This is a genomic window from Denitratisoma sp. (genome assembly GCA_032027165.1).
In the GTDB taxonomy this organism is placed as follows: Bacteria; Pseudomonadota; Gammaproteobacteria; order Burkholderiales; family Rhodocyclaceae; genus Desulfobacillus.
In genome coordinates, this window is record JAVSMO010000001.1 from 3,249,800 (window position 1) to 3,272,925 (window position 23,126).

Annotated in this window: 21 protein-coding genes and 1 tRNA gene; 13 read left to right on the forward strand and 9 right to left on the reverse strand. The window is 62.2% G+C overall.

Features of this window, described 5'->3' with window-relative positions; translation table 11 throughout:
- Positions 1 to 44: 44 nt before the first annotated feature.
- Complete coding sequence (locus tag ROZ00_15910) at positions 45 to 1,250, forward strand: ammonium transporter (protein MDT3737715.1); 1,206 nt, start codon at positions 45 to 47, stop codon at positions 1,248 to 1,250.
- Positions 1,251 to 1,350: 100 nt separating this feature from the next.
- On the opposite strand, the gene ROZ00_15915 is transcribed toward ROZ00_15910, so the two are convergent.
- Positions 1,351 to 2,295, reverse strand: coding sequence for an integron integrase (locus tag ROZ00_15915; GenBank protein MDT3737716.1), 945 nt, complete (start codon positions 2,293 to 2,295; stop codon positions 1,351 to 1,353).
- A gap of 236 nt (positions 2,296 to 2,531) precedes the next feature.
- Here ROZ00_15915 and ROZ00_15920 point away from each other — a divergent pair, with 236 nt between their 5' ends.
- The 4 genes from ROZ00_15920 (at position 2,532) to ROZ00_15935 (ending at position 4,941) form a co-directional block, all read left to right on the forward strand.
- Positions 2,532 to 3,092 carry a PH domain-containing protein gene (locus ROZ00_15920; GenBank protein MDT3737717.1) on the forward strand — a complete coding sequence of 187 codons (561 nt, stop codon included), beginning with the start codon at positions 2,532 to 2,534 and terminating at the stop codon, positions 3,090 to 3,092.
- Positions 3,067 to 3,852, forward strand: coding sequence for a hypothetical protein (locus tag ROZ00_15925; GenBank protein ID MDT3737718.1), 786 nt, complete (start codon positions 3,067 to 3,069; stop codon positions 3,850 to 3,852). Before ROZ00_15920 ends, ROZ00_15925 begins: the two co-directional genes overlap by 26 nt.
- A 75-nt stretch (positions 3,853 to 3,927) precedes the next feature.
- Positions 3,928 to 4,464, forward strand: a complete 537-nt coding sequence (locus ROZ00_15930; GenBank protein MDT3737719.1) for a hypothetical protein — start codon at positions 3,928 to 3,930, stop codon at positions 4,462 to 4,464.
- Between the two features lie 18 nt (positions 4,465 to 4,482).
- The gene (locus tag ROZ00_15935) at positions 4,483 to 4,941 is read left to right on the forward strand and encodes a hypothetical protein (GenBank protein ID MDT3737720.1); all 459 of its coding nucleotides are present in this window, start codon (positions 4,483 to 4,485) and stop codon (positions 4,939 to 4,941) included.
- Positions 4,942 to 5,177: 236 nt separating this feature from the next.
- On the opposite strand, the gene ROZ00_15940 is transcribed toward ROZ00_15935, so the two are convergent.
- A complete protein-coding gene (locus ROZ00_15940) occupies positions 5,178 to 6,704 on the reverse strand; it encodes an IS1182 family transposase (protein ID MDT3737721.1) in 1,527 nt (508 codons plus the stop codon).
- A gap of 515 nt (positions 6,705 to 7,219) precedes the next feature.
- Between ROZ00_15940 and ROZ00_15945 the strand changes: the two genes are divergently transcribed.
- Positions 7,220 to 8,340, forward strand: a protein-coding gene (locus tag ROZ00_15945; protein MDT3737722.1) for an IS3 family transposase whose coding sequence is annotated in 2 segments (ribosomal slippage) — positions 7,220 to 7,478 and positions 7,478 to 8,340 — 1,122 coding nt in all. Because the reading frame shifts where the segments join, the coding sequence is not laid out codon by codon here.
- Positions 8,341 to 8,880: 540 nt separating this feature from the next.
- On the opposite strand, the gene ROZ00_15950 is transcribed toward ROZ00_15945, so the two are convergent.
- Both ROZ00_15950 and ROZ00_15955 read right to left on the reverse strand, forming a co-directional pair.
- A complete protein-coding gene (locus tag ROZ00_15950; protein MDT3737723.1) occupies positions 8,881 to 9,585 on the reverse strand; it encodes a DsbC family protein in 705 nt (234 codons plus the stop codon).
- Between the two features lie 21 nt (positions 9,586 to 9,606).
- Positions 9,607 to 10,764, reverse strand: coding sequence for a UbiH/UbiF family hydroxylase (locus tag ROZ00_15955; GenBank protein MDT3737724.1), 1,158 nt, complete (start codon positions 10,762 to 10,764; stop codon positions 9,607 to 9,609).
- A gap of 205 nt (positions 10,765 to 10,969) precedes the next feature.
- Here ROZ00_15955 and bcsS point away from each other — a divergent pair, with 205 nt between their 5' ends.
- Complete coding sequence (gene bcsS, locus ROZ00_15960; GenBank protein MDT3737725.1) at positions 10,970 to 11,596, forward strand: cellulose biosynthesis protein BcsS; 627 nt, start codon at positions 10,970 to 10,972, stop codon at positions 11,594 to 11,596.
- 54 nt (positions 11,597 to 11,650) lie between these two features.
- A tRNA-Met gene (locus tag ROZ00_15965) sits at positions 11,651 to 11,727 on the forward strand.
- 34 nt (positions 11,728 to 11,761) lie between these two features.
- Here ROZ00_15965 and ROZ00_15970 read toward each other — a convergent pair.
- The 5 genes from ROZ00_15970 to ROZ00_15990 are packed head-to-tail and all read right to left on the reverse strand — an operon-like array spanning position 11,762 to position 17,277.
- Positions 11,762 to 12,385, reverse strand: a complete 624-nt coding sequence (locus tag ROZ00_15970; protein MDT3737726.1) for a hypothetical protein — start codon at positions 12,383 to 12,385, stop codon at positions 11,762 to 11,764.
- A gap of 35 nt (positions 12,386 to 12,420) precedes the next feature.
- Positions 12,421 to 14,544: an urea transporter gene (locus ROZ00_15975; GenBank protein MDT3737727.1), complete on the reverse strand. Its 2,124-nt coding sequence runs from the start codon at positions 14,542 to 14,544 to the stop codon at positions 12,421 to 12,423.
- Positions 14,541 to 15,929 (reverse strand): alanine racemase, encoded by a 1,389-nt coding sequence (locus ROZ00_15980; protein MDT3737728.1) that lies wholly within the window; start codon positions 15,927 to 15,929, stop codon positions 14,541 to 14,543. The genes ROZ00_15975 and ROZ00_15980 overlap by 4 nt, the downstream gene beginning before the upstream one ends.
- Positions 15,926 to 17,002, reverse strand: a complete 1,077-nt coding sequence (locus ROZ00_15985; protein MDT3737729.1) for an ATP-grasp domain-containing protein — start codon at positions 17,000 to 17,002, stop codon at positions 15,926 to 15,928. Before ROZ00_15985 ends, ROZ00_15980 begins: the two co-directional genes overlap by 4 nt.
- A complete protein-coding gene (locus ROZ00_15990; GenBank protein ID MDT3737730.1) occupies positions 16,999 to 17,277 on the reverse strand; it encodes a PqqD family protein in 279 nt (92 codons plus the stop codon). The genes ROZ00_15985 and ROZ00_15990 overlap by 4 nt, the downstream gene beginning before the upstream one ends.
- A gap of 217 nt (positions 17,278 to 17,494) precedes the next feature.
- Between ROZ00_15990 and ROZ00_15995 the strand changes: the two genes are divergently transcribed.
- From ROZ00_15995 to ybeY, 5 genes are read left to right on the forward strand one after another with little or no spacing between them, the layout of a single operon-like run.
- On the forward strand, positions 17,495 to 19,999 hold the full coding sequence (locus ROZ00_15995; GenBank protein ID MDT3737731.1) for a PAS domain S-box protein: 2,505 nt from the start codon (positions 17,495 to 17,497) through the stop codon (positions 19,997 to 19,999).
- 30 nt (positions 20,000 to 20,029) lie between these two features.
- Entirely contained in the window at positions 20,030 to 20,419 is a 390-nt protein-coding gene (locus ROZ00_16000; GenBank protein MDT3737732.1) for a hypothetical protein, read from the forward strand.
- Positions 20,419 to 21,750, forward strand: coding sequence for a tRNA (N6-isopentenyl adenosine(37)-C2)-methylthiotransferase MiaB (gene miaB, locus ROZ00_16005; GenBank protein ID MDT3737733.1), 1,332 nt, complete (start codon positions 20,419 to 20,421; stop codon positions 21,748 to 21,750). The genes ROZ00_16000 and miaB overlap by 1 nt, the downstream gene beginning before the upstream one ends.
- Positions 21,747 to 22,709, forward strand: a complete 963-nt coding sequence (locus ROZ00_16010) for a PhoH family protein (GenBank protein MDT3737734.1) — start codon at positions 21,747 to 21,749, stop codon at positions 22,707 to 22,709. The genes miaB and ROZ00_16010 overlap by 4 nt, the downstream gene beginning before the upstream one ends.
- A complete protein-coding gene (ybeY, locus tag ROZ00_16015) occupies positions 22,669 to 23,124 on the forward strand; it encodes an rRNA maturation RNase YbeY (GenBank protein MDT3737735.1) in 456 nt (151 codons plus the stop codon). The genes ROZ00_16010 and ybeY overlap by 41 nt, the downstream gene beginning before the upstream one ends.
- Positions 23,125 to 23,126 lie beyond the last annotated feature (2 nt).

Genomic DNA, 23,126 nt, shown 5'->3' on the forward strand with positions numbered 1-23,126 from the left:
ACGGTTTTTGCACCAAAGCGCTCAGTCCATTCTCGGAGCGCACCATGGAGCCCCTCAAGATCACGTCCGCCGACGTCCTGTTCGTCCTGCTCGGCGCCATCATGATCCTCGCCATGCACGCCGGCTTCGCTTTTCTGGAGCTGGGTACGGTGAGAAAGAAAAACCAGGTCAACGCCCTGGTGAAGATCATGGTCGACTTCGCGGTGTCGACCATTGCCTACTTCTTCATAGGCTACGGCATCGCCTACGGCGTGAGCTTTTTCGCCGGCGCCGAGACACTGGCGCAGAAGAACGGCTACGACCTGGTGAAGTTCTTCTTCCTGCTCACCTTCGCCGCGGCCATCCCCGCCATCGTCTCCGGCGGCATCGCCGAGCGCGCCAAGTTCAACCCGCAGCTGGCGGCGACCTTCCTGCTAGTCGGCTTCGTCTATCCCTTCTTCGAGGGCATCGCCTGGAACCAGGCCTTCGGCATCCAGGCCTGGCTGAAGGCCAGCTTCGGCGAGGAGTTCCACGACTTCGCCGGCTCGGTGGTGGTGCATGCCGTCGGCGGCTGGATCGGCCTCGTCGCCGTCGTCCTGCTCGGCGCGCGCCGCGGCCGCTACAACAAGGACGGCGGCGTCTCGGCGCATCCGCCCTCGAGCATTCCCTTCCTCGCGCTCGGCGCCTGGGTGCTCACCGTCGGCTGGTTCGGCTTCAACGTCATGAGCGCGCAGCTGCTGGATAAAATCAGCGGCCTCGTGGCGATGAACTCGCTGATGGCGATGGTCGGCGGCACGCTCGCCGCGCTGATCGCCGGCAGGAACGACCCGGGCTTCGTGCACAACGGCCCGCTCGCCGGCCTCGTCGCCGTCTGCGCCGGCTCGGACCTGATGCATCCGCTCGGCGCGCTGGCGACCGGCGCGATCGCCGGCGCCCTGTTCGTCTATCTATTCACCATGACGCAGAACCGCTGGAAGATCGACGACGTGCTCGGCGTCTGGCCCTTGCACGGCCTGTGCGGCGCCTGGGGCGGCATCGCCGCCGGCATCTTCGGCGCCAAGGCGCTTGGCGGCATGGGCGGCGTCGCCTTCATGTCGCAACTCGCAGGCACGCTGATGGGCATTGCAGTGGCCGTGGCCGGCAGCTTCATCGTCTACGGCACGCTGAAGAAGCTGTTCGGCCTGCGCCTCGATGCCGAGGAAGAATTCAACGGCGCCGACCTTTCCATCCACAAGATCACGGCGACGGCCGAGCGCGAGACGCTGTGGTGAGGGCGGCGTTGATAGGAAACAATAAAGTCTGTCGGATGGGAATAAAGTCTGTCGAGACCGAGGCGGAGCAACCCGCCTCGATACCTCCATGCACTACCTCTTAAAGCCGGTCCAGCGGACTTTTCACGGCCCGGGTCACCTCCAGGACATGGGTGTAGATCATCGTGGTTTGCAGGCTGCGATGACCCAACAGCAACTGGATGGTCCGGATATCCGTACCGGAGGCGAGCAGATGCGTGGCAAAGCTGTGGCGCAGGCAATGCACGCTGGCGTGCTTGCGAATCTCAGCGCCTGCGATTGCCTGTTTGAAGGCGCGCTGGATGGTGGAATCCGACACATGCCAACGCACCAGCCGGCCGCTCTTGCCCCACGGCCTCAATACGGACGAGGGGAACAAATACTGCCAGGCCAAGGATGCCGAGGCGGCAGGATACTTCCTCGCCAGCGCATCCGGCATCGGCGCCAGGCCCGCCCCGCGCAACAGGTCCTCCTTGTGAAGGGTCGCTACCCGGAGCAGGTGTTGCTGAATCGATAGCGCTGCCAGGTCGGGCAGCACCGTCGTCCTGTCCTTGCTTCCCTTGCTGTTCCGGATAGAGATCGTGCGTGCGCCCATGTCGATATCCTTGACCCTGAGCGTGACGCACTCATGCACACGCAGTCCGGCGCCATACATCAGCTCCGCCATCAGGCGGCAGGATCCCGTCATCAGGCCAAGGGTCGCGCGCACCTCATCCTGAGTCAGCACCACTGGAACGCGATGCCGGTGCTGCACGCGCTTCAACCCGGCCATTTGCCCAAGCGGCTTGTGCAGCACGCTGTCGTACAGAAACACCAGGGCATTCAGGGCCTGGGTCTGGGTGGAGGCCGCCACCCGTCGTTCAACGGCCAGGTGGTTCAGAAAGCCTTCGACCTCAATGGCCCCCAGATCGCTCGGATGCTGCTTGCCGTGAAAGAAGATGAATTGCCTGATCCAGAAACGGTAGGCCTCTTCAGTGCGCCGGCTGTAATGACGGCGCCGGCAAGTGGCGGAAACCTGATCGAGCAGGCGAGGGCGGGCGGGGTTTAATGGACCCCATGATTGTCACTCCTTGATGAAATAGCGCCAACCTAGCGGCTGGCGGCCCCCTTGCCAACCTGTCCGGACTATTGAGGGTTCTTAGGCGGACGCAGGAATTTCAAAAAACTTGCAAATCATATGGATAGACCAATAAAATGCCTGCATCATTATCAATTGATAGACGGACCCATGGGTCCGTCTAATAACTGTTAGATGCTTATCTCATGACTCCAATCACTAAAGACATCAAGACCCAGTTATCCACCGGTGAAAGTGTGCTGTGGTCCGGGCAACCACGTCAGGGCATCATTCTTCGGGGCACCGACGCTTTCATGATTCCGTTCAGCCTGTTGTGGGGCGGCTTCGCCATATTCTGGGAGCTTTCAGTTATCAATTCCAACGCGCCGGCATTTTTCGTGCTGTTTGGAATTCCCTTCGTTCTCATCGGCATTTACCTCATCATCGGCCGCTTCTTTTTCGAGGCAAAGCGCCGCGCCCGTACCTACTACGCGGTAACCAATGAACGGGTACTAATTGTCTCTGGCTTGTTTGGGCGCAAAGTTCAGTCGCTAAACCTTCGCACCCTCTCCGACCTCTCGCTTTCAGAAACCAAAGGCGATGAAGGCACCATCGCCTTCGGAGGTGGATCACCTTTCGGTTCAATGTTTGGCGGCTTTTCTGGCTGGCCGGGCATGGGTGCGTACTTAGGCCCTCGCTTCGAGTTAGTCGCAAACGCGAAAACCATCTTCGAAACCATTCGTGGGGCACAACGTGCTGCTGCTTAATCCCGCATCAAACCCGCCGCTCCAGGGGACGCTGCGCGATAAAGCGCCGCGCAGCGCCCCTGAGCTATCACGTTATGCGTCACAATCATTTGCCACTCCGGCAGCACAAGGGAGAAATATCATGCGTCGCTTGCTGATCATTGCAATTCCGCTTTCTGTCGCGGCATGCGCCGGAAAAGTCGATTACGTTCGCCCAACTACGCAACTTGCTCCCGCATCGAACGTCAAGACCATCGATAGACCGCGTGAGGCGGTATGGAACGCAAGCGTTCCTGAACTGGGTAAGCAGTTTTTTGTAATCAACAATCTCGATAAATCGTCCGGCCTAATGAACATCAGCTATACGGGCGACCCCGAACGCTACATAGACTGCGGACGAATTACCTCCTATGTGAAGAACGCTCGCGGAGAGCGTACATACGACTTCCCCGGAGCGAAGGCGCAACAGTCATACGAAATAATGAATCCGAGTGTTGGACTATTTCACCTTGATCGCCGCATGAATCTAGAAGGTCGAGTGAACTTGATCTTCGAGGAAGTTAGCCCCACGACAACCCGCATAACTGCAAATACGAGATATGTCGTGACAAGAACGCAAGTTGTTCAGAGTGCGGCTAACAACATCCCGCAAACCAAGACCGACACTATCTCTTTCAATTCAGGGTCTGGTGCTTCATTTCCAATGGCTAACCAAGGGCAGGCAGCCGAATGTGTCTCTACGGGTGCATTGGAGCGAGAGATTCTCTCGGCGATCAAATGACGCATAACCCGGCAGTCCACACGGACGCTGCGCGATAAAGCCGCGCAGCGCCGGTGACCTCCACGTTAGAACTCTATGGCTATCCACTTCTGGAACACTGACAAACTGATCAAGCGCCTCGCGGATGACAACGTCTCCGAGATTGAGACGATGCGCTACGCCATGATTGGCGCAGGGCTGTATTCGTTTGCTATTTACTACGCCCTTTTGGCCGGTACCTATCGGAGTTGGCTTCTTCTGTATGAATTTATTTGCGTATTGCTCATCTCTGTAATTGGTGTCGCGGAATGCTTTAAGGCCAACGGTGGTCCACTCGGCCGCGACTTCCTGAAACGCTTTACCGTTATAAGTATTCCAGTCGGTATCAAGCTATTTCTGGCGGGACTTTTTTTCGGCATTGTTGGATATTTCGGGTTTAGTTATGTTGTTACCCCGCAAAGCTTCCGAAATCCAGCTTTTGTATTTGAGCTGTACTCCTTTGCATTTGCGGCGCTCTTCATGTTTGTTTACTACTGGCGCATTGCAACACATTTATCTCGGTTGCAATTGCAACAGAGTTCTAACACTGCGCTCCAAGGGACGCTGCGCGATGAAGCCGCGCAGCGCCCCTGAGCTTGGACGTTAGAACTCATGGCGCCGCACGTCTCTGACCAGTCAACAGTTGTTCGGTGGGATACACCATTCGTAGACATGCTTTTCCCTGCTGTACAACCAATATTCTCAGCTTCTGACAACTCTCTGATTGTGATCGTAATGCCGCAAGGCCTTGGGAAATATCCTGGCTATTCAGTCGTTTTCAAAGATGCGCCGCTAGTGATGGTTTATGAAGAACTCAATGCGCCAACTGACCCACAATGGGTGGCAGCTGGTGGCCATACACTAAAGGCGAGCTCAAGCTACAAATGGGTTAATTCGCCACTGGTCATGCGCAATCTGCGTCTTGGAATGAAAGCTGTGTTTGAAAATGCAAAACTTGAGCACTACATCGTATGCGGAGGTAATAATATAGTTGAGGTATTAGCCGCAGAAGTGCCGGCAATTGCAATCTTCAATAGTCCGCGTACGTTCAGTGAAATCTATGAGTTCTAACTATCGCTTCGAGGGGACCGCCGAGAAGCTGCGCTTCTCGGTTCCCCGTCGGCTGCGCCGCCGGGCGGCCCCTCAAGCTAAACGTTGAAGCTGTAGAAAAACCCTCTTTCCCCTCTGAACAGAGCACATAAAAATCGGCGCGGATCATTACCGCGCCGTTTTTCATTCATGATTTGATTTCTCGCCGTCCCGCAGCGACTGACTTTTCCCCAGGCGGAGGTTTTCCCCTCCGTTTCCTACCTTCCGAACCCGTGGTGCGCCAGCTTCTCGATGTTGTGCACCAGGCAGTAGAGCTTCCACTGCGCATCGACCTTCTTCCTGCCGCGCAGCGTGAAGCGGTTGAGGCCCTTGTTGTGGCGAATGTTGGCGAAGACCGGTTCCACTGTGGCGAAGCGCCGCCCGTAGAGGGCACGCCCCTGCGGACTGTCGATGGCCCGTTTCATGATGTCGGTGTAGCTCTCCGGCGTGTCTTTCGCCTTGCCGCGGAAGAAGCACACCTGCCGGGTCTTCGTCTTCTGCGGCGTGCGCAGGCAGCGTTCCCGCTGGCTGCACGGCAGGCAGTCGCGCAGCGCGCCCTGGAACTTCACGGCAACGTAGCCGTTGTGGATGCAGTTCGCGCCGTTGCGGTAGAGCGCCTTGCCCGCCGGGCAGGTGCAGGTGCCGGCGGCTGGATCGTAGGCGAAGTCTTCGGGCCGGTAGTGCTGCGCCTTGTCCGCCGGCCGCATCTTGTCGTGGAGCGGATCGGGCAGCGCTTTGTATTTGGCTCTCCCCTTGAAGCGTTCGTCGCGAGCGCGCAGGCCGTTGTCGGCAATCAGCGCAGGGATGTTGCGGCTGGCCAGGGCCTTCAAGTTGGCTTCCGAGTGGTAGCCGGCGTCAGCCGTGATCAGGGTCTCGTCGCTCATGTGCGGCTCGAGCGCCGCGACCACCGGCAGGAGCAGCGCCTGCTCGCTGCCCGTGCCCCAGGCTTGCGCCTCGACGATGATCTGGTGTTTGGCATCGACCGCCGCCACTCCGCAATAGCCCTGCACCACGCCCTTGTCGGTGGCCATCTTGGCGCTCTCGTTGTCGGTGCGGTTGCTCTTCCTGACACTGCCCCTGGTGCCGCGCCGATCCTCGGGGTTCTCCTTGAGCCAGGCCCTCATCTGTGCCGCTTCGCGTTCGAGTCGCGCGACGCGACGCGCCGACTTCTCGGCCAGGTCAGGCTCGATCCCGCGGGCGTCTTCGGCACGGTGGCGCGCGAGCATGGCGCAGGCGGCAGCCTCCAACTTCACCGCCTGCCGTTCAAACTCGGCCCGCGTGCCGCTTCTTTGCTTGGCGGCGTTGGACGGCAGCTTGACGCCGTCGATGGCGAACATCTGGCGGCCGATCAGGCCCTGGCGGTCGCACAGGTACAGGATCTGGGCAAAGAGGGGGACGATGGCGTCCCCCAGTTCGGAGACGAAGGCGGCGATGGTGGTGAAGTGCGGCGCGCTATCCCCCGACAGGGCGATGAAGGTGACGTGCTCGCGGCAGGCCCGTTCGATGGCCCGGCTGCTGACGATGCCCTGGCTGTAGGCGAAGAGCACCACCTTGAGCAGCATCCCGGGCGGATAGGCGGTGGCGCCGGTCAGATCGTTGCGGTAGCGGGCATCGAAGCCGGTCAGGTCGATCTCATGATCGATCAGATGGTGCAGGGCGTGCTCGAAGGTGCCGGGCAGGAGCTGGCGCTCCAGATCGACGGCAAGAAACCGCGGATTGGTATCAATGTGCTTGTAGCGGGCCACGCCGGTCTCCCAAAACCGAATACCCCTTCGAGCCTTGATATTCCATTTGGTTCACGGCAGGATGCCGGCATGAAAAGAGTTTTTCTACACCCTCGTTAGCCCTCTCAAGATGCCTCGCAAGCCTTCGCCATATGCGTTCATCAAGGCCGTGGTTCAAGGCAACACCAAACGCGTTCGAAACATGCTTCGTGTTGGCGCATCTATCGCCCGGCCGGACCAATATGGGTGGTTGCCTATTCACCGAGCCGCCGGAAACGACCAAGGCAATATTGTTCGTCTCCTCCTGCAGTCTGGCTCTGCGCTTGAGCCAAGAGGAACAGAAAACTGGACGCCACTACACCTCGCGTGTGTAAGCTCTAGCCCTACTGCTGTAGCCGCACTACTTGAGCATGGTGCGAACGTTGCCGCCGTTTCCATTTACGGCCACACGCCGCTTCACCTTTCGATTGACCTGCTCCCCATTTTCAGTACCAGCCTGAAGTTAGTAAAGTCCGCTTTTGAAGGGAGAAGCGGGCATGAAGAAGCGGTTCACGGAAGAGCAGATCATCGGGTACCTCAAGCAGGCGGAAGCCGGGGTGGCGATCAAGGATCTGTGCAGGAAGCATGGCTTTAGCGATGCGGCCTTCTACACCTGGCGGCGCAAGTTCGGCGGCATGGACGTGGCGGATGCCAAGCGGCTGCGCGAGCTGGAGGCGGAGAACGCCAAGCTGAAGAAGCTGCTGGCCGAATCGATGCTCGACATCGAGGCGCTCAAGGTTGTTGTCAAGGGAAAGCGCTGACCCCGCAGGCCAAGCGCCAGGCGGTTGCCGTGATGCAGGAGAAGACGTCCATCTCCCAGCGTCGCGCCTGCCGGCTTGTGGGGGTATCGCGCACGGTGTTGAACTACGAAGCCAAGACCGACCCGGCCAACCAGGCGCTGGCCGGGCGGATGGTCGAACTGGCCGCCGAGCGGCGCCGCTTCGGCTACAGGCGTCTGCATGTGCTGTTGCGGCGGGAAGGCCATCAGGCGAACCACAAGCGGGTGTTTCGCCTGTACCAGGGCGCGGGGCTGGCGGTGCCCAAGCGCAAGCGGCGCAAGGGGGTGGCGATGGAGCGCCAGCCGCTGACCTTGCCCGAGGCGCCGAACCAGGTCTGGTCGATGGATTTCGTGATGGATGCGCTGTCCTCGGGGCGGCGCCTGAAGTGCCTGAACATCGTGGATGACTGCACCAAGGAATCCGTGGATATCGTGCTCGACCACAGCATCAGCGGGCAGTATGTGACGCGCGTGCTGGATCAGGCGGCGCGCTTCCGCGGCTTGCCGGCGGCGATCCGCACCGACCAGGGGCCGGAGTTCACCAGCAAGGCGCTCGACCAGTGGGCTTATCGGAACGGTGTCGAGTTGAAGCTCATCCAGCCGGGCAAGCCGACGCAGAACGCCTACATCGAGTCGTTCAACGGCAAGTTCCGCGATGAGTGCCTGAACGAGCATTGGTTCACGAGCTTGGCCGAAGCGCGGGTGCGGGTGGCGGCCTGGCGGCGCGACTACAACGAGTGCCGGCCGCATAGCGCACTGGGGTATCTCACGCCGGCGGAGTTCGCGGCGCGCTGTCGGGCAAGCTTGCCCGACAGCGCAACAGAACTGGAAATCGGATAGATTTATGTTTCGGATTTTACTAACCACGACCTGGCACTAAAGACGGGGGCAGGTCACGATCATTAGTGAAAATGCGCAAATCATTACTGCTCTTTTGAGGGCCGGCGCCAACTCACTCGTAACGGACAATAGTGGCAAAACACCCTTGGACTGTGCGCGCGAATCTGGAAATCAAGAGATCATTGCCCTACTGGAAAATGGCGCCGAGGGCTAACAACACGTTGCAGGGGACGCTGCGCGATAAGGCGCCGCGCAGCGCCCCTGAACTTCGACGTTGAAAGCGGGCCTTCAGAACCTTTTCATCTAACCACGCCAGAGTTGCCTGCCTCGACCGAAGAGGGGAACCTCGCGCGGTTATTGGCCTCGACAGACTATATTGCAACCCGCCAAATGCATGACGAGTAAATCGCTGCCTTCGACAGACTTTCCGAACATTTTGCTAATTCCTGGGACGCTCTAAATCAATGGGATAGACGGCGCCTCTCCGACAGACTTTATTATTTCATTTCAGCGTGAAAGTCAGCCGCCGCACTGCGGCGGCTACTTGATCTGCGCCAGCTTCTGTTCGAGTTGCGCCACGGGAACGGCGCCGGGGATGCGCTCGCCGTTGGAGAGGAAAATCGTCGGCGTGCCGCGGATGTTGTACTTCTGGGCGAGCGCCACGACCTGCTCGATGGGGGCGTCGCAGGTGCCGGCGGCGGGCACGGTGCCATTTACCATGAGGTCGCTCCAGGCCCTGGCGCGGTCGGCGGCACACCATACCGCACGCGACTTCTCGGCGGAATCGCGCGACAGGATCGGCAGCAGGAAAGTGTAGATGGTCACGTTGTCCATGCCCGCCATTTCCTTCGTCAGCTTCTTGCAGTAGCCGCAGTTGGGGTCCTCGAAGGTGGCGAAGACGCGCCTGCCGTCGCCGCGGACGGTCTTCACGGCAAGTTGCAGCGGCAAGTCGGAAAACTTGATGGCGGAGAGCTTGTTCTGGCGCTCCTGCGTGAGGTTCTTGCGCGTCCTGGTGTCGATGATGTTGCCGTCGAAGAGCAGGCTGACCTTCTCGTCGGTGTAGTAGAGCTCGTTGCCGATCTGGATCTCGTAGAGGCCGAGCACCCCGGCTTTCCTTACCGCGTCGACCTTGCCGCCCATCCAGGTCTCGACGGCTTTCTTCACTGACGCCTCATCGGCATGGACGGCGCCGGCGGCGAGCAGCAGAAGGGCGAGGCAGGTGCTTGAGAAAATGCGCTTGAACATGATGTCTCCGAAAGGGTGGGGTCAGCCGAGCGCGTAGCGCACCAGCACGTTGCGTAGGACAGGCAGGCTGTCGGTGAGGTTCAATCCGAGGTTGCGAAGGACGGAGAGAGCGGGGTGGCGCGGCCGGAACAGTCTCTGCAATCCGTGCGTGGTCCACTGCAGCAGGGCGACTTCCTCGGCCCGGGCGCGTGCGTAGCGGCGGAGTGACCGTTCGTCGCCGCAGTCGCCGAATTCCGGCAGGGCAAGCAGGACCTTTGCCAGTTCGCGTGCATCGAGAAAGCCGAGGTTGATGCCGTGGCCGGAGAGCGGGTGGATGGCATGGGCGGCATCGCCGACGAGGGCCAGGCGGGGGGCTGCGATGCGCGGCACGCGCACCAGCCGCAAGGGGAAGGCGGTGGGCGGCGTGATGAGCTTGAGCGCACCGAGCCGGTTGCCGCCGGCTTCGGCGACACGGCGGGAAAGCGCCTGCTCGTCGAGTCCGAGCAGTTCGCGGGCATGGGCCTCCGGCGTCGACCAGACCATCGAGATGCGATCCCCCGGCAGCGGCAGCCAGGCCAGCACGCCGTCCGGGCGGAACCACTGGAAGGCGGTGTTGCGGTGCGGCTTGTCGCATTCGAAATTGGCTACCACGCCCATCTCGCCATAGGGCAGCGTGTCGGCCTGCAGGCCGGCCTGCGTGCGCACCCAGGAATCGGCGCCGTCGGCACCCACCACCAGTTTTGCCTCCAGAGCCTCGCCGGAAGTCAGTCCCAGCAGGACGGCGTCGTCGCGCATTTCGAGCAGCTGCGGCTGCGCCGGGCAGAACAGCGTGAGGTTGCCCTGGCGCTTGACGGTTTCCCACAGTTCGCGCTGCATGAGGCCGGATTCGACGATCCAGGCGAGTTCGCCGACGCCGCTGTCGTAGGCCGAGAAGTCGAGCCGGCCCTCGGCGTCGCCGCGGATGGCCATGTCGTAGACCGGCGTCAGGCGGCCAGCATCCAGATGCTGCCAGGCGCCGATCGTTTGCAGGAAGCCTTGGGCGGCCGGACTGACAGCGTAGACGCGACTGTCCCAGCCGGATGGCGCCGGCGCGGGAGGCCGGCCTTCGATCAGGGCGATGCGGTAGCGGCTGCCCCGGAAAGCGGCTGCGAGGCTGGCACCGGCGAGGCCGGCGCCGACGATTATGATGTCGTAACGCATTGGGGACGATGTCAGGAAGGGTTGGTCCGCACGCCGAGTCTGCGGTCAACCGTGTCTCCGCTTGCGGCACTATAGCGCAATCCCTATACTTTCACTGCCTTCCAAGGGAAATGCCTTGAACAGACCAACGCGCAGCACCCGATTTGTCTTGGCCGCGTATCTTGCGGTCAGTTGTGGCAGCGCTGCCGCTCGAGATACATTGTACTTGGCAGGATATTCCGGCAGCAGCCTGGGAAGATACGGCTATGCCGGCATGATCATGCCGATCTCCTCGCCGCATCTTTACAAGGACGGCTGGCTGCTGCGCCTGGGGATTGCTCATTCCACATTCAACTATCTGAGTCTGGCCGGTCAGGACATCCATGGGACAAGCCGGGAGCTCGAGGCTTCTGTAGGGTATTTGGCCTACCTGGGAGACAGGAACAACCGGCTGTCGGTCTATCTGGGGGGCGTCTACAGAGACGCACGCCTGTCTCCCGACGATCCCTTCAGCCAGATCGAGGAAAAGCACAAGGGTATCAGGGTGCAGGGCGACCTCTTTCTGCGCCCGGTCACCGAGATCGACTTTTCCATCATGGGCAGCCGGACCGCAAATCTGGGAGACAAGTGGCTGAGGCTGCGGGCCGGCTATGTCTTTGCGGAGAGGATCGTTCTGGGACCGGAATTGCAGTACATCCGCGGGACCGACTACGAACGGCGGCGAGTCGGCCTGGCTCTGGAAAACATATCGCTGGGACGACATGCGCAACTGACGATTTCGGCCGGCAGGGAACGCGATCGTGTGAGCGGCACCTCCGGATATGCCGGGGCCTCCCTTGTCGGATGGTTCTAGGTCTTGCCTTGACAAGGGTTTGCCGGCCGAACGATAATTCGCCCCCTTCCCTGTGGTGATGTAGCTCAGTCGGTTAGAGCGAGGGATTCATAACCCCTAGGTCGGCAGTTCGATTCTGCCCATCACCACCACTCCCTCTTCCTTCTCCGTTGCTGCCCCTGCGGATCAGTTGTGGTTTTTCAGGTAGTTTCCGGCCTCAATGTGTCCGGGAACGCGTTCCATCACCATGCCATATAGCTCCCTGGCCTTGCGCGTCCGCTTCAACGCCGCCTCGGCGCGTGCCCAGTAAACCAGCAATGTCGCATCGGTGGGATAGCGAGCCGAAACCTCGGCGGCATGCTTCGATAGATCCTCCCAGCGCGAGAGCGCTTCCTCGCAGATCATGATGCGCAAATGTGCCGTGTAGTTCCATGGGCTCTCGGCGAGCACTTTCCTGCCGGACTGGATGGCATCGTTCCATCGATATAGCGCCATTTGCGGCAGCATTACGCCCAGCCTGGCCTCCAGTGAGCGCGGATTGATCTCCGCGGCACGCAGGTAGCGCTTCTCGGCTTCGGCGTACCTGCCCTGCAAATGCAGTAGCCAGGCACTGCGCATGATGGCGAACTCGTTAACCGGCTGGCGCTTGGCGATCGGCTCGATCAGTTCGAGCGCCTCGGCATGCTTGCCGAGGTATTCGAGCTTGTAGGATTCGGACCAGGGATCCTGCTGTGCGCCGAGCGCTGTTGCCAAGATCAATCCGGCAAGCCCCATTCCCGCCCTGGCGAGAAGTCGCAATTTCATCTTCATGGGCCTCTCCTTTTCATTTTTCAATGGTATCCGGTTCACGCTTCAGAAGGTTCGAGTTCGGCTTCCCAACTCGTGCTGGAAGATTCCATACGCAGCTTGCGCACGCACACGCCAGGCATGATCCAGGCTGTTGTCCGGCACTGCCACTCCGCGCCGGGACCCAGATGCAGCTTATGAACCCCCTCCTGAAGCCACGCCCCCGCGGCTTCATCCCACCAGCGCCGGTATTCGCTCGAGCATGCGGCGCCAAGCGGATGCAGCAGGGCGTCCAGCAGCCTTGGCACGGGCGGCAACGGCAGCAGGCGCGCAGGCGGGCGATCGCTCCAGTGTTCGGCTATCGCAGAGTAGGGCGTCAGTCCGACGGCGAGCAGCCAAAGGTCGAGCATCGGATCGTGCTTCGCATTCCGGTCATAGAAACCGAGAACAGCGGCGGTTTCCTGGTAGGCGGCCGATGCGCCGTTGGATGTCTCGATGCGCGTCTGGCCGGTCAGTGTAGTGATGGCGCGCATGGAGACGCGTCGGGTTTCGCTTCCCGCCCTCCTGAATGCGTAGACTAGGCATCGTTCCCTTGTGGGCCGCATTGCCGTCACCAGTCTTTCATCGTTGAGCGCGGCGCTGACCGATTCGCCGGCATCCGGCAAATGATAGAGGCGGAATTCTCGGGATTGCGTCGCCGTGCGCACCAGCACATTGGACAGGTGGAAAGGCAAAGTCGGGCTGCCTGGCAGATCGTCCTTCTGCACTTGCAGGTGAAGGTGCGGGAAGGGCGAGCGTCCAGAACTGCCGCAGGCGGCCAGTTGCTGACCTGCGCCGACCCATTCGCCGATACGGACCTTGGCGCTGCCGCGCTTCAAATGCGCAAGCAGCACATGCAGGCTGCCGGTGCGCAAGACAAGGTGGTTGCCCCAGTTGTTGGCTGTGTCCATCTCGCCTGGAGAGGCATCGGGCAGGTCGTCGCGCAATCGAGCCACCTGGCCGGCGATGGGCGCCAGGACCGGTGCGCCGAAACAGAAATAATCCTCCAGAGAAGTACCGGTGCCGTGGTGGACACGTTCGCCCTCCACAATATCGAAGTCGAGGGCGTGCTCCCACGGCGGACGGTGCGTGAGGGGGCCGTTGAAGCTCTGCGTGACGCGCCATTCCCCGTGGAAGGGCGGGGACAGCGGCAGGCTGTCGGCAGCGCCACCGCGTGCAGCGAAAAGCCGTGCGCGCTCGAGATTCATCTCCGGCGAAACGGGCTTGTCGAGCACGAGCTGCGGAGAACGTCCGGGCGCCCGCGCCGCCAGGCTTCCGAGCATGAGGTAGGCGGCGCCAAGCAGCGGCAGGGTCAGCAACGGAAGATGCAGGGGATGCACCAGCACACCGAATGCCATGACCAGCCATGCGGCCAGAACGCTCCCCGCCAGCGCCAGCAGGAAGCTGGCGAGGCTGGGCACCGCGAAAAAACCGCCCAGCGCCATGGCGGTGAGCGGGAAATTGAAGGCGTATGCGCCTGCATCTCCGCCGCCAAGGAGTGACAACGTCAGCGTGCCCATTGCGTAGCCTGCGGCCGCGAGGAAGGCGAAGTAGCGCGAAACCGCGACGAGGCCGACAAAAACCAACGCACCCGCCAAGGGATAGGGAACGAGGAGGAGCCAGCCAAGGGCCACGAAGAAGCCGTCCAGCCATGGCCATGTCAAAGGGGTGGCGTGATCCGCGAAAATGTCTGGGGGCAACGCTGACGGCGCATGGACTTGCCAGGCCAGGAAGACCATCCAGCAGGACAGCACGAAGGGCAGGCTCATTAAGGGCAGGCGGGCGGCATTCCAGAAAATGCCGGCAAGCCAATGCGCCAGCAGGGTCGAGAACAGTGTGGCGAGAAGGATCCACAGGAAGTACGCGCCGTCTATCGAATGGTAGGCGCCGACGACGAGCCCGCACAACAAGCCATTGACCAGATGCAGCCGCCCGCTCGCCGGCAGTTGGAACAGTCGGGCCCATAGCGCAGAGCCAACGAGGCCTGTCAGCCCACCGAGCGCAGAGCGCGGCGTCCACCAGGTCAGCATGGCGAACCAGGCGCCAACCCAGGGTGAATGGCAGAAGAAGACGGCTGCATAGGCTTTCGCCAGCGACCGCGCCGGACGTGTCAGGGGGGAATCCGCCGAGCCCCTCTTCTTCATCGCGCCGGCGCTTCCGGATAGGGTTGGCGCAGCGAGTCGGGAAGCAATTCGAGGTCGGTCAGGGTTTGTAGCGTTTCCGCTCGCCTGACGGGCTCGACGGTGCCGTCCTGCATGATCATGACGACGGCCGGCCGGCTCTGAATGAACTGCATCCACTGCGTATTGTTGTATGCCCCGACCGGAGAAATCAGCAGGGCATCTCCCACGTTGAGAGGGGGTAGCATCACGGAGGCGCGCACCGTATCGATGTTCATGCACAGCGGGCCGAACAGCACGGTTTCCTCCGCCAGCCCCTCTATGGCATGCAAGGGGCGCACGTCGTGGTTGTACCAGTAGGCTGTGAACAGCAGGTTCACGCCGGCATCGAGTATGGCTGCGCGTCGGCCGTCCGGCAGGCGCTTGCCGCCGACGACGCGCGATACCAGCACCTCGGCATCGTCGACGACCGCCCGGCCGGTTTCCAGAACCAGGACCGGCAACGGTTTGCCGAGGGCGGGGCGACCCCGGGTGGCTTCGTTCAATGCATCGACAATGGCTTCTGCGTATTGCTCGAACCCGGGAACCACCTGATCCGGCGGCAGGTAGAGTCCCTGAAGGGAGTTGCGAGAGGCGAAACCGCCTCCGATATCGAGATATTCGATATGGCAACCGGTCTCGCGCTCGGCCGCTTCCATGAACTCCGCCATGATGCGGGCCTGCTGGGCGTAGGCGCGGACATCCAGCACGAAGGTGCCGATGTGGCTGTGCAGGCCGTTCAGCTTCAGCCACTGGCTGGCGCCGATGCGCCTGGCCGCATCCATGGCGGCGCCGGACTCGATATTGAAGCCGAAACGACTCCAGGTCTCGGTATGCCCGGTGTCGAAATTAAGCCTCAGGCCCACTTGCACCTGCCGGTCCAGTCGTTTGGCGATCTGCTCCGCCTCGAACAGCTCGTCGAGATGATCGAGATGGATTGCCGCGCCCTCGCGCAGGGCCTGCTCGAGAATCGGCGTTGGCTTCCAGGGGCCGTTGAAGATGATGCGCGAGCCCGGAACGCCTAGTGCGCGCGCTTTTTGATATTCAAGCCCGGATACCACCTCGGCCCAAGCGCCCTCCTGATGGAGGATGTTGCATACCGCCCCGAGATGGTTGGTTTTGTAGGACCAACCGTGACGCACTTTCGGCCAGCGCGTGGAAAAGGCACGACGCAGATGCCTCGCATTTTCGCGCAGGCGCTTTTCGGAAATTATGAACAGCGGAGATCCAAACTGTTCGAGAAGGGGGGGGATGGCGACGCCATCCAGCTCGGACTGGTTCAACTGCGGGCGCATGGCGCCGAATTTGTTCATTCCACCGGGGCGATGGGGCGTCAGGACCGGCTTGATCCAGGGTTGGCGCTGTGTCATGACTCCTCGCTTTGGAGCTCGGATCGACCTTCGATCATGAGTGATTCGAAGGCCGACAAGGGAACGATCGTTTCCTGCACCGAGCGTATGAACAGAATGCCCGGCTGAGGCGGAGCTAGCTGTGGCGGCTTTTCGTCCATGGCCAGCGATAGAAGCAGGGCGGGCAGGTTGCGCCCGACGCCATGGGACAGGTAGATCCACGCCGGGAAGCGCGGGTTGATCTCGATCAGTTGGTAGGCGCCGTTGGGGTCACGCATGACCTCGATCTCGATAGGCCCCTTCCATTTCAGGGTTGCGACAAGGCGATGGGCGACGTCGGTCAGCGCGTCGTCGAGGATGGAGATTCCCGCCCAAGCTTTGCCCCGGCTCGTGGTGGCGCGCTTCTTCATCATCACCTCGCCGAGCAGCCCTCCCCTGCCGTCACCGATGCCGGTCAAATTGTATTCCTCGCCGGCGATCCGGCGCTGCACAAGAACGGGGAGCCCCCACTCCGCCGCAATGGCGCGGAAGGCGAGTTCGGCGTCCTCACGGCATGACGCGGTCCGCGCATCGTAGAACACGCCCTTGATCATCATCGGGAACGTCCAGCCCTTCGATTCGCAATCGCGGAAAAACTCGGCTCGGGTGATGGCCAGGGTTTCGGGCGTGAGGACGCCGGATCGTCGGGCCAGTTCTGCCAGCCGATCCTTTGCGCGGCAGGCCAGTTGCTCGGCGCTTGGCAGGAAATGGCGAATTCCAAGAACATCGAGCTCTGGGGTGAGGCTGATCATCAGGGGCAGTTCGGCATCGAGACAAGGCAGCAGGAAGTCGATCCCCTCGATTTCGTCGATTTCCTTCAGCCGCGCCATCAGCGTGTCAGCACCGCTGCCAGGGTAGGATATGAGATGGGCGCTGTCGCAATATTCTCGGCGATGCAGGCCAGGGTCGAGCGCATCATAGCCGAGGCCAACGATGCGTATGCGCTTGCCGAAAGCCTCCCTCAGGCAACGTGCCGCTGCCAACCCGGCGCCCGGGTTGTCCGGCACGGCATTCATCCCGGTGACGGCGACGGTGAGATGAGTGTCGTGCTTCACTTGAAGGTGTTGCGCAGCAGGTTGGCGAACTCGATCACGTCGCGTTCGATGGCATGCGGATCGGCATCAAACTCCTCTTGCAGGGAGTCGACGATGCGCGCCAGATCACGTTCCCTTCTCAGATGCTTCAGGATGGCCAATCCGGAGCCGTTGACCGAATAGCTGTTGCCCGTCACCGGGTCAAAAACGAATCCGCTGTCGCTGAGCGCGAGCCGTGCCCAGACATCAGGACTCGGAAGGCAAGCCAAAGCATGGTCCTGCTTAGCCGTGTTCACTTTCGGAAACCCTCCCAACGAAGCTATTATGCTTGGAGTTTCACAATTACAGGCATTTCCGGGCCTGCTTCCGCGATGCTAGTTGAGTGCCATTCGTTGTTATTTGAGTCGCGGATTCAAGCTTATCCCATGTCGATTCATGATGGCAGACTGAAACATGCCGGTCCATAGCAGTCACGCTGGCCACCGCCGGTCGATCAGGACGCAACTGGCGCTCTTGGCGTTCGTCGCCGTGACCCCCCTCTTTCTGGCCTTTGCCTACGATGTCTTTCAGGAATCCAGGACTGGTCTGGCACGCGCCCAGGGGGAGGTGCGGCGGCTGGCGAAGGTTGCTGCAGCTGATGCGCAGGGCTATTTCGCGAGAACCGAACAACGCCTCGGCGACATGGCTCGACATGCCGAAACCGGCCACCTTGCCCCCGAGCGCTGCCCTGCGCTGTTCGCGGATACCGACACCATTCGGCGCGAATATGCCGGAATGGCCGTCGTGGACCGGGATGGGCGGCTGATTTGCCTCATGGGGGGCGAGAAGGAGCCGGCAATCGAGGGGCTGACTGCGGCACGGCCGCTTCTCCCGCTATCGGACGGGCAGCCGCGATTGCTGGTCGGTGCGCCGGTCAAGGGCGGTCCCGGAGGCGAATGGCTGTTGCCGTTGGCTTATCCCGTGCGCGGTGGCGACAGCCGCGCTGCGGGAATGGTGATTGCGGCGGCCCAACTGGAGCGCTTTCAGTCCCTGATCCATGCACTCGATCTGCCCGAGCGGCCGATATCGCTGATCGTGAAGGGGGAGGGGCTGGTAATCGCCAGTTCGCTGGACCCGGACCGGCATGTCGGACAAAACAGATGGAACGACCCATTGACCCGGTCCATCATCGAGCGGCGTAGCGGCGTCCTGCAAGGCGAATCCATGGACCGGGTGGAACGCATCTACGGCTTCGAGCCGGTGGCCGGTACGGACTGGCTGGCGGTGGTCGGACAGGAAATCGGGCCCATCCGACGGGGGGTGGTCGAGAGCGCGATGAAGCACGCGGCTTTCGGGACGGCCGTGCTAGCGCTTGCACTGGCCTTGTTTCTCGCCCTCGGGCGACGCATTTCCCAACCCATCGCGGCTGTTGCGGCGACGGCCCATGCGTTCGGTGCCGGCAGGCGGGATGTGCGGGCCGCCGTTGCAGGTGCCCGCGAGGTGGCGGAGGTCGCCGTTCAGCTCAATGGCATGTTTGACATCCTGGCCGAACGCGAGCGCACTCTTGTCGAGACGCAAGAGATGCTCGACAAGCTGCTGGAGTCGATGGGCCACGTGCTTTGGTCATTTGCGCCGAACCTGAAAACAGTTCTGTTCGCCAGCGAATCGTCTAAGGAACTGTTCGGCCGCGATGCCGCGCAATTCCGTGCGCAGCCGGGACTCTGGCTGGACATCATCCATCCGGAAGACCGCGAGCAGGCCAGGTCCGTGGTGGGCCGCATCGCGCTTTCCGGCTCGGGCGTCATGGAATACCGCTTCGTCCGTCCCGACGGAGCGATACGCTGGGCCGAGGTGCGCTGGCGCAGGGTTGACGCCGAGGCGGGCCGTCCAGGCCGGCTCGACGGCATCGTCACCGACATCACCGAGCGCAAGCAGGCCGAGGAGGAAAGCCGGCAGTGGATCGCCATCGTCGAGCAGAGCCTCAATGAAATCTACGTTTTCGACGCCACCACTCTACGCTACGAGTATGCCAATGCCGGTGCGCTGCACAATCTCGGGTATTCAATCCGTCACCTCAGGAAGCTGACGCCGCTCGAATTGATGCCCCAATATACCGAACACGCGCTGTTGCGCCTGATAGGCGGGTTGATCGACAAGCAGAAGCCCCAGCAGGTCTTTGAAACCAGGCACAGGCGGAGCGATGGCAGCGAGTATCCCGTGGAAGTGCACCTCCAGGCGGTCGAGCGCGAGGGACGTTGGAAGTGCCTGGCGGTCGTGATCGATATTACCGAACGTCAGCGTGCCCAGGAGGAGATCGTGAAACTGACCAGCTCGCTCGAACGCCGAGTGGCGGAAAGGACCTCCGAATTGGCACAGGCCAATTCGGAACTGGAGTCATTCGTTTATTCGATCTCTCATGACTTGAGAACGCCATTGCGGGCGCTCAACGGCTACGCCACCATTCTGAACGATGAATTGAAAAGGCGCCTGGGCCCGGAGCATTCGGCCATGCTCGAACGCATCGCCCGGGGAGCCGTGCGCATGGGAGAATTAATCGACGATCTTCTCACCTTTTCGCGTGTCGGACGCGAGGCCCTCAACCGCATGCAAGTCGACATGGAGGCCATGGCGCGCACCGTTGTCGAAGAGCTGCGCCAAATGAATCCGGCGGCCACTGTAACGGTACAACACATGCCGCAGGCATCGGCCGACCCCGCCTTGTTGCGGCAGGTCATGCTCAATCTGGTGGGCAATGCGCTGAAGTTCACATCGAAGCGTCCCGAAGCCAGGATAGAAATCGGCGCGCACATCGAAGAAGGCCATCCGGTCTATTTTGTCAAGGATAACGGGGCAGGTTTCGATCTCGAGCATGCCGGCAAGTTGTTCGGCGTATTCCAGCGCCTGCATCAGGAATCCGAATTTCCCGGCACGGGCGTGGGTCTGGCCATCGTCAAGCGCATAATCGAAAGGCATGGCGGGCGCGTCTGGACCGAGGCGGCACCGGGGATAGGGGCGGCCTTTTATTTCTCGTTGCCATGAAAGCGGATGCCATGGCCTATAATTGCTAGCATGAATCCGATTGTCTCCGCGATCCTCAGCAGCATCATCGACAGCATTCTCGAGTCGGCGATGACGCCGGCGCCCGTGGCGCCTCCCAGCGCGCCGCCCGGCATCGTTCGGCCGGCCCTGCAGAATGGCCCGCTGGCGGTGATGAGCCCCCCCAGTAATGGCTATGCCCAGTTCGGCAGCGAGACATTGCGCCTGTCCGCCAGCCTGCAGATCCGCGACACGCAGAACCGCATCGTCATGCCCATGGCGATGCAGGGCTCGGTGCCCGTTCTCTACAAGCTCGACGAATACGGCACGGTCCAGCGCGTCTGGGTGCTGACCCAGGAGGAGGCCGAAGTCGCCGACCAGCTCATCAAGCAGAAGAAATCCTCGTCCCCGCCCAAGCAGTAGTGGCCAAGAAGCTTTACATCAAGACCTTCGGCTGCCAGATGAACGAGTACGACTCGGACCGCATGGCCGACGTGCTCGCCGCCGAGGGTATCGAGAAGACCGATTCCCCGGAGGAAGCCGACGTCATCCTCTTCAACACCTGTTCGGTGCGCGAGAAGGCGCAGGAGAAGGTGTTTCACGACCTCGGCCGCGTGCGGCTGCTCAAGCAGGCGAAGCCCGATCTGGTCATCGGCGTCGGCGGCTGCGTGGCGAGCCAGGAGGGCGAATCGATCGTCCGCCGCGCGCCCTACGTGGATGTCGTCTTCGGTCCGCAGACCCTGCATCGCCTGCCGCAGCTGATCCGCGAGCGCCGCGCCTCCGGCCGGCCGCAGGTGGATGTCTCCTTCCCCGAGATCGAGAAGTTCGACGCGCTGCCGCCGGCGCGGGTCGAGGGCGGCTCCGCCTTCGTCTCCGTCATGGAGGGCTGCAGCAAGTTCTGCACCTACTGCATCGTGCCCTACACGCGCGGCGAGGAAATCTCGCGTCCGCTCGAAGACGTGCTGGCCGAGATCGCCGGCCTGGCGGCGCAGGGCGTGCAGGAAGTCACCCTGCTCGGCCAGAACGTGAACGCCTATCGCGGCCTCATGGACGACGGCGAGTCGGCGGATTTCGCCTTCCTGCTCGAGTGCGTGCATGAAATTCCCGGCATCGAACGCATCCGCTACACCACGTCGCATCCGCGCGAGATGACGCAACGCCTGATCGAGGCCTACGCCCGCCTGCCCAAGCTGGTCTCCCACCTGCACCTGCCGGTGCAGGCCGGCTCCGACCGCGTGCTGGCGGCGATGAAGCGCGGCTACACCGTGCTCGAGTACAAGTCGATCGTGCGCAAGCTGCGCGCGGCGCGCCCCGGCCTCTCGTTGTCGACCGATTTCATCGTCGGCTTTCCCGGTGAGACGGAGGCCGATTTCGAGGCCACCATGAAGCTGATCGACGAGGTCGGCTTCGACGCCTCCTTCAGCTTCATCTACAGCCCGCGCCCCGGCACGCCGGCGGCGGAGCTGGCCGACGACACCCCGCCGGAGCTGAAGACGCAACGGCTGATGCGCCTGCAGAAGCGCATCGAGGAGCAGGCCCGGGCCATCAGCGCGGCGATGGTCGGTACCGTCCAGCGCATCCTCGTCGAGGGCGCCTCGAAGAAGAATGCCGGCGAGCTCGCCGGCCGCACCGACAACAACCGCATCGTCAATTTCGCAGGCAACCCTCGCCTGCTCGGCCGCTTCGTCGAGGCCACCATCACCGCCGCCCTGCCGCATTCGCTGCGCGGCGAGGTTGCCACCCGCGAATCGTGAAAGCCAAAGCCGTCGAACTGGTGCTGTCTCCCGTGGACAATCAGCGCCTCGCCAATCTGTGCGGCGCGCTGGACGAGAATCTGCGCCAGATCGAAACCGCCTACGACGTCGCCATCGCCCGCCGCGGCGAGCGGTTTACCGTGCGCGGCCATCCCGCCCAGTCGGCGCAGGCGGCGAATGCCCTGCAGCACTTCTACGCCGAGGCCGGCGAGCACCTTTCCATCGACGCCATCCAGCTTGGCCTTGTCGAGCTCGCCAACCGCGGCCAGGCCGGCCGGCCGGCGCCGGGACTCCTCACGCGCAAGCCCGAGCTGCATGGCCGCACGCCGCGCCAGGTGCAATACCTGCGCCAGATCCAGGAGCACGACATCACCTTCGGCATCGGCCCGGCCGGCACCGGCAAGACCTACCTCGCCGTCGCCTCCGCCGTCGACGCCTTCGAGCGCGACCAGGTGAGCCGCATCGTGCTGACGCGCCCGGCCGTCGAGGCCGGCGAGCGCCTGGGTTTCCTGCCCGGCGATCTCGCGCAGAAAGTCGATCCATACCTGCGCCCGCTCTACGACGCCCTCTACGACCTGATGGGCTTCGACAAGGTGGCGAAGCTCTTCGAGCGCCAGGCCATCGAGATCGCGCCGCTGGCCTACATGCGCGGGCGCACGCTCAACCACGCCTTCATCATCCTCGACGAGGCGCAGAACACCACGCCGGAACAGATGAAGATGTTCCTCACGCGCATCGGCATCGGTGCCCGCGCCGTGGTCACCGGCGACGTCACCCAGATCGACCTGGCGCGCGGCACGAAGAGCGGGCTGATCGAGGCTTCGCGCATCCTGCGCGAAGTGCGCGGCATCGCCTTCACCGAATTTCTCGCCGAAGACGTCGTGCGCCACCCTCTGGTGGCGCGCATCGTTTCCGCCTATGAGCAGCACGAAAAAGCCCGCGACGCCGGCGCGTCTTAGCCTCAGCGTGCAGTACGCCGTCCGTGAGGCCTCGTTGCCGACGCGCGCCGAGGTGCGCAAGTGGGTGCGTGCGAGCCGTCCCGGCGCGGCGGAGGTGACGGTGCGTTTCGTCGATGCCGAGGAGGGCCGCGCGCTCAACGCGCGTTACCGCGGCAAGGATTACGCGACCAATGTGCTGACGTTTCCCTATGCGCGCGAGCACGCGCTGAGCGGCGACCTGGTGCTGTGCCTGCCGGTGGTGTTGCGCGAGGCGGCGGAGCAGGGCAAAACGGCCGCCGCCCATTTCGCCCACCTTGTCGTGCATGGTATGCTGCATCTGCAGGGATACGATCACGAGACGGGCGCCGACGCCCGCATCATGGAGCGAATGGAACGCGATATCCTGGATCGGCTCGGCTATCCCGATCCCTACTGATT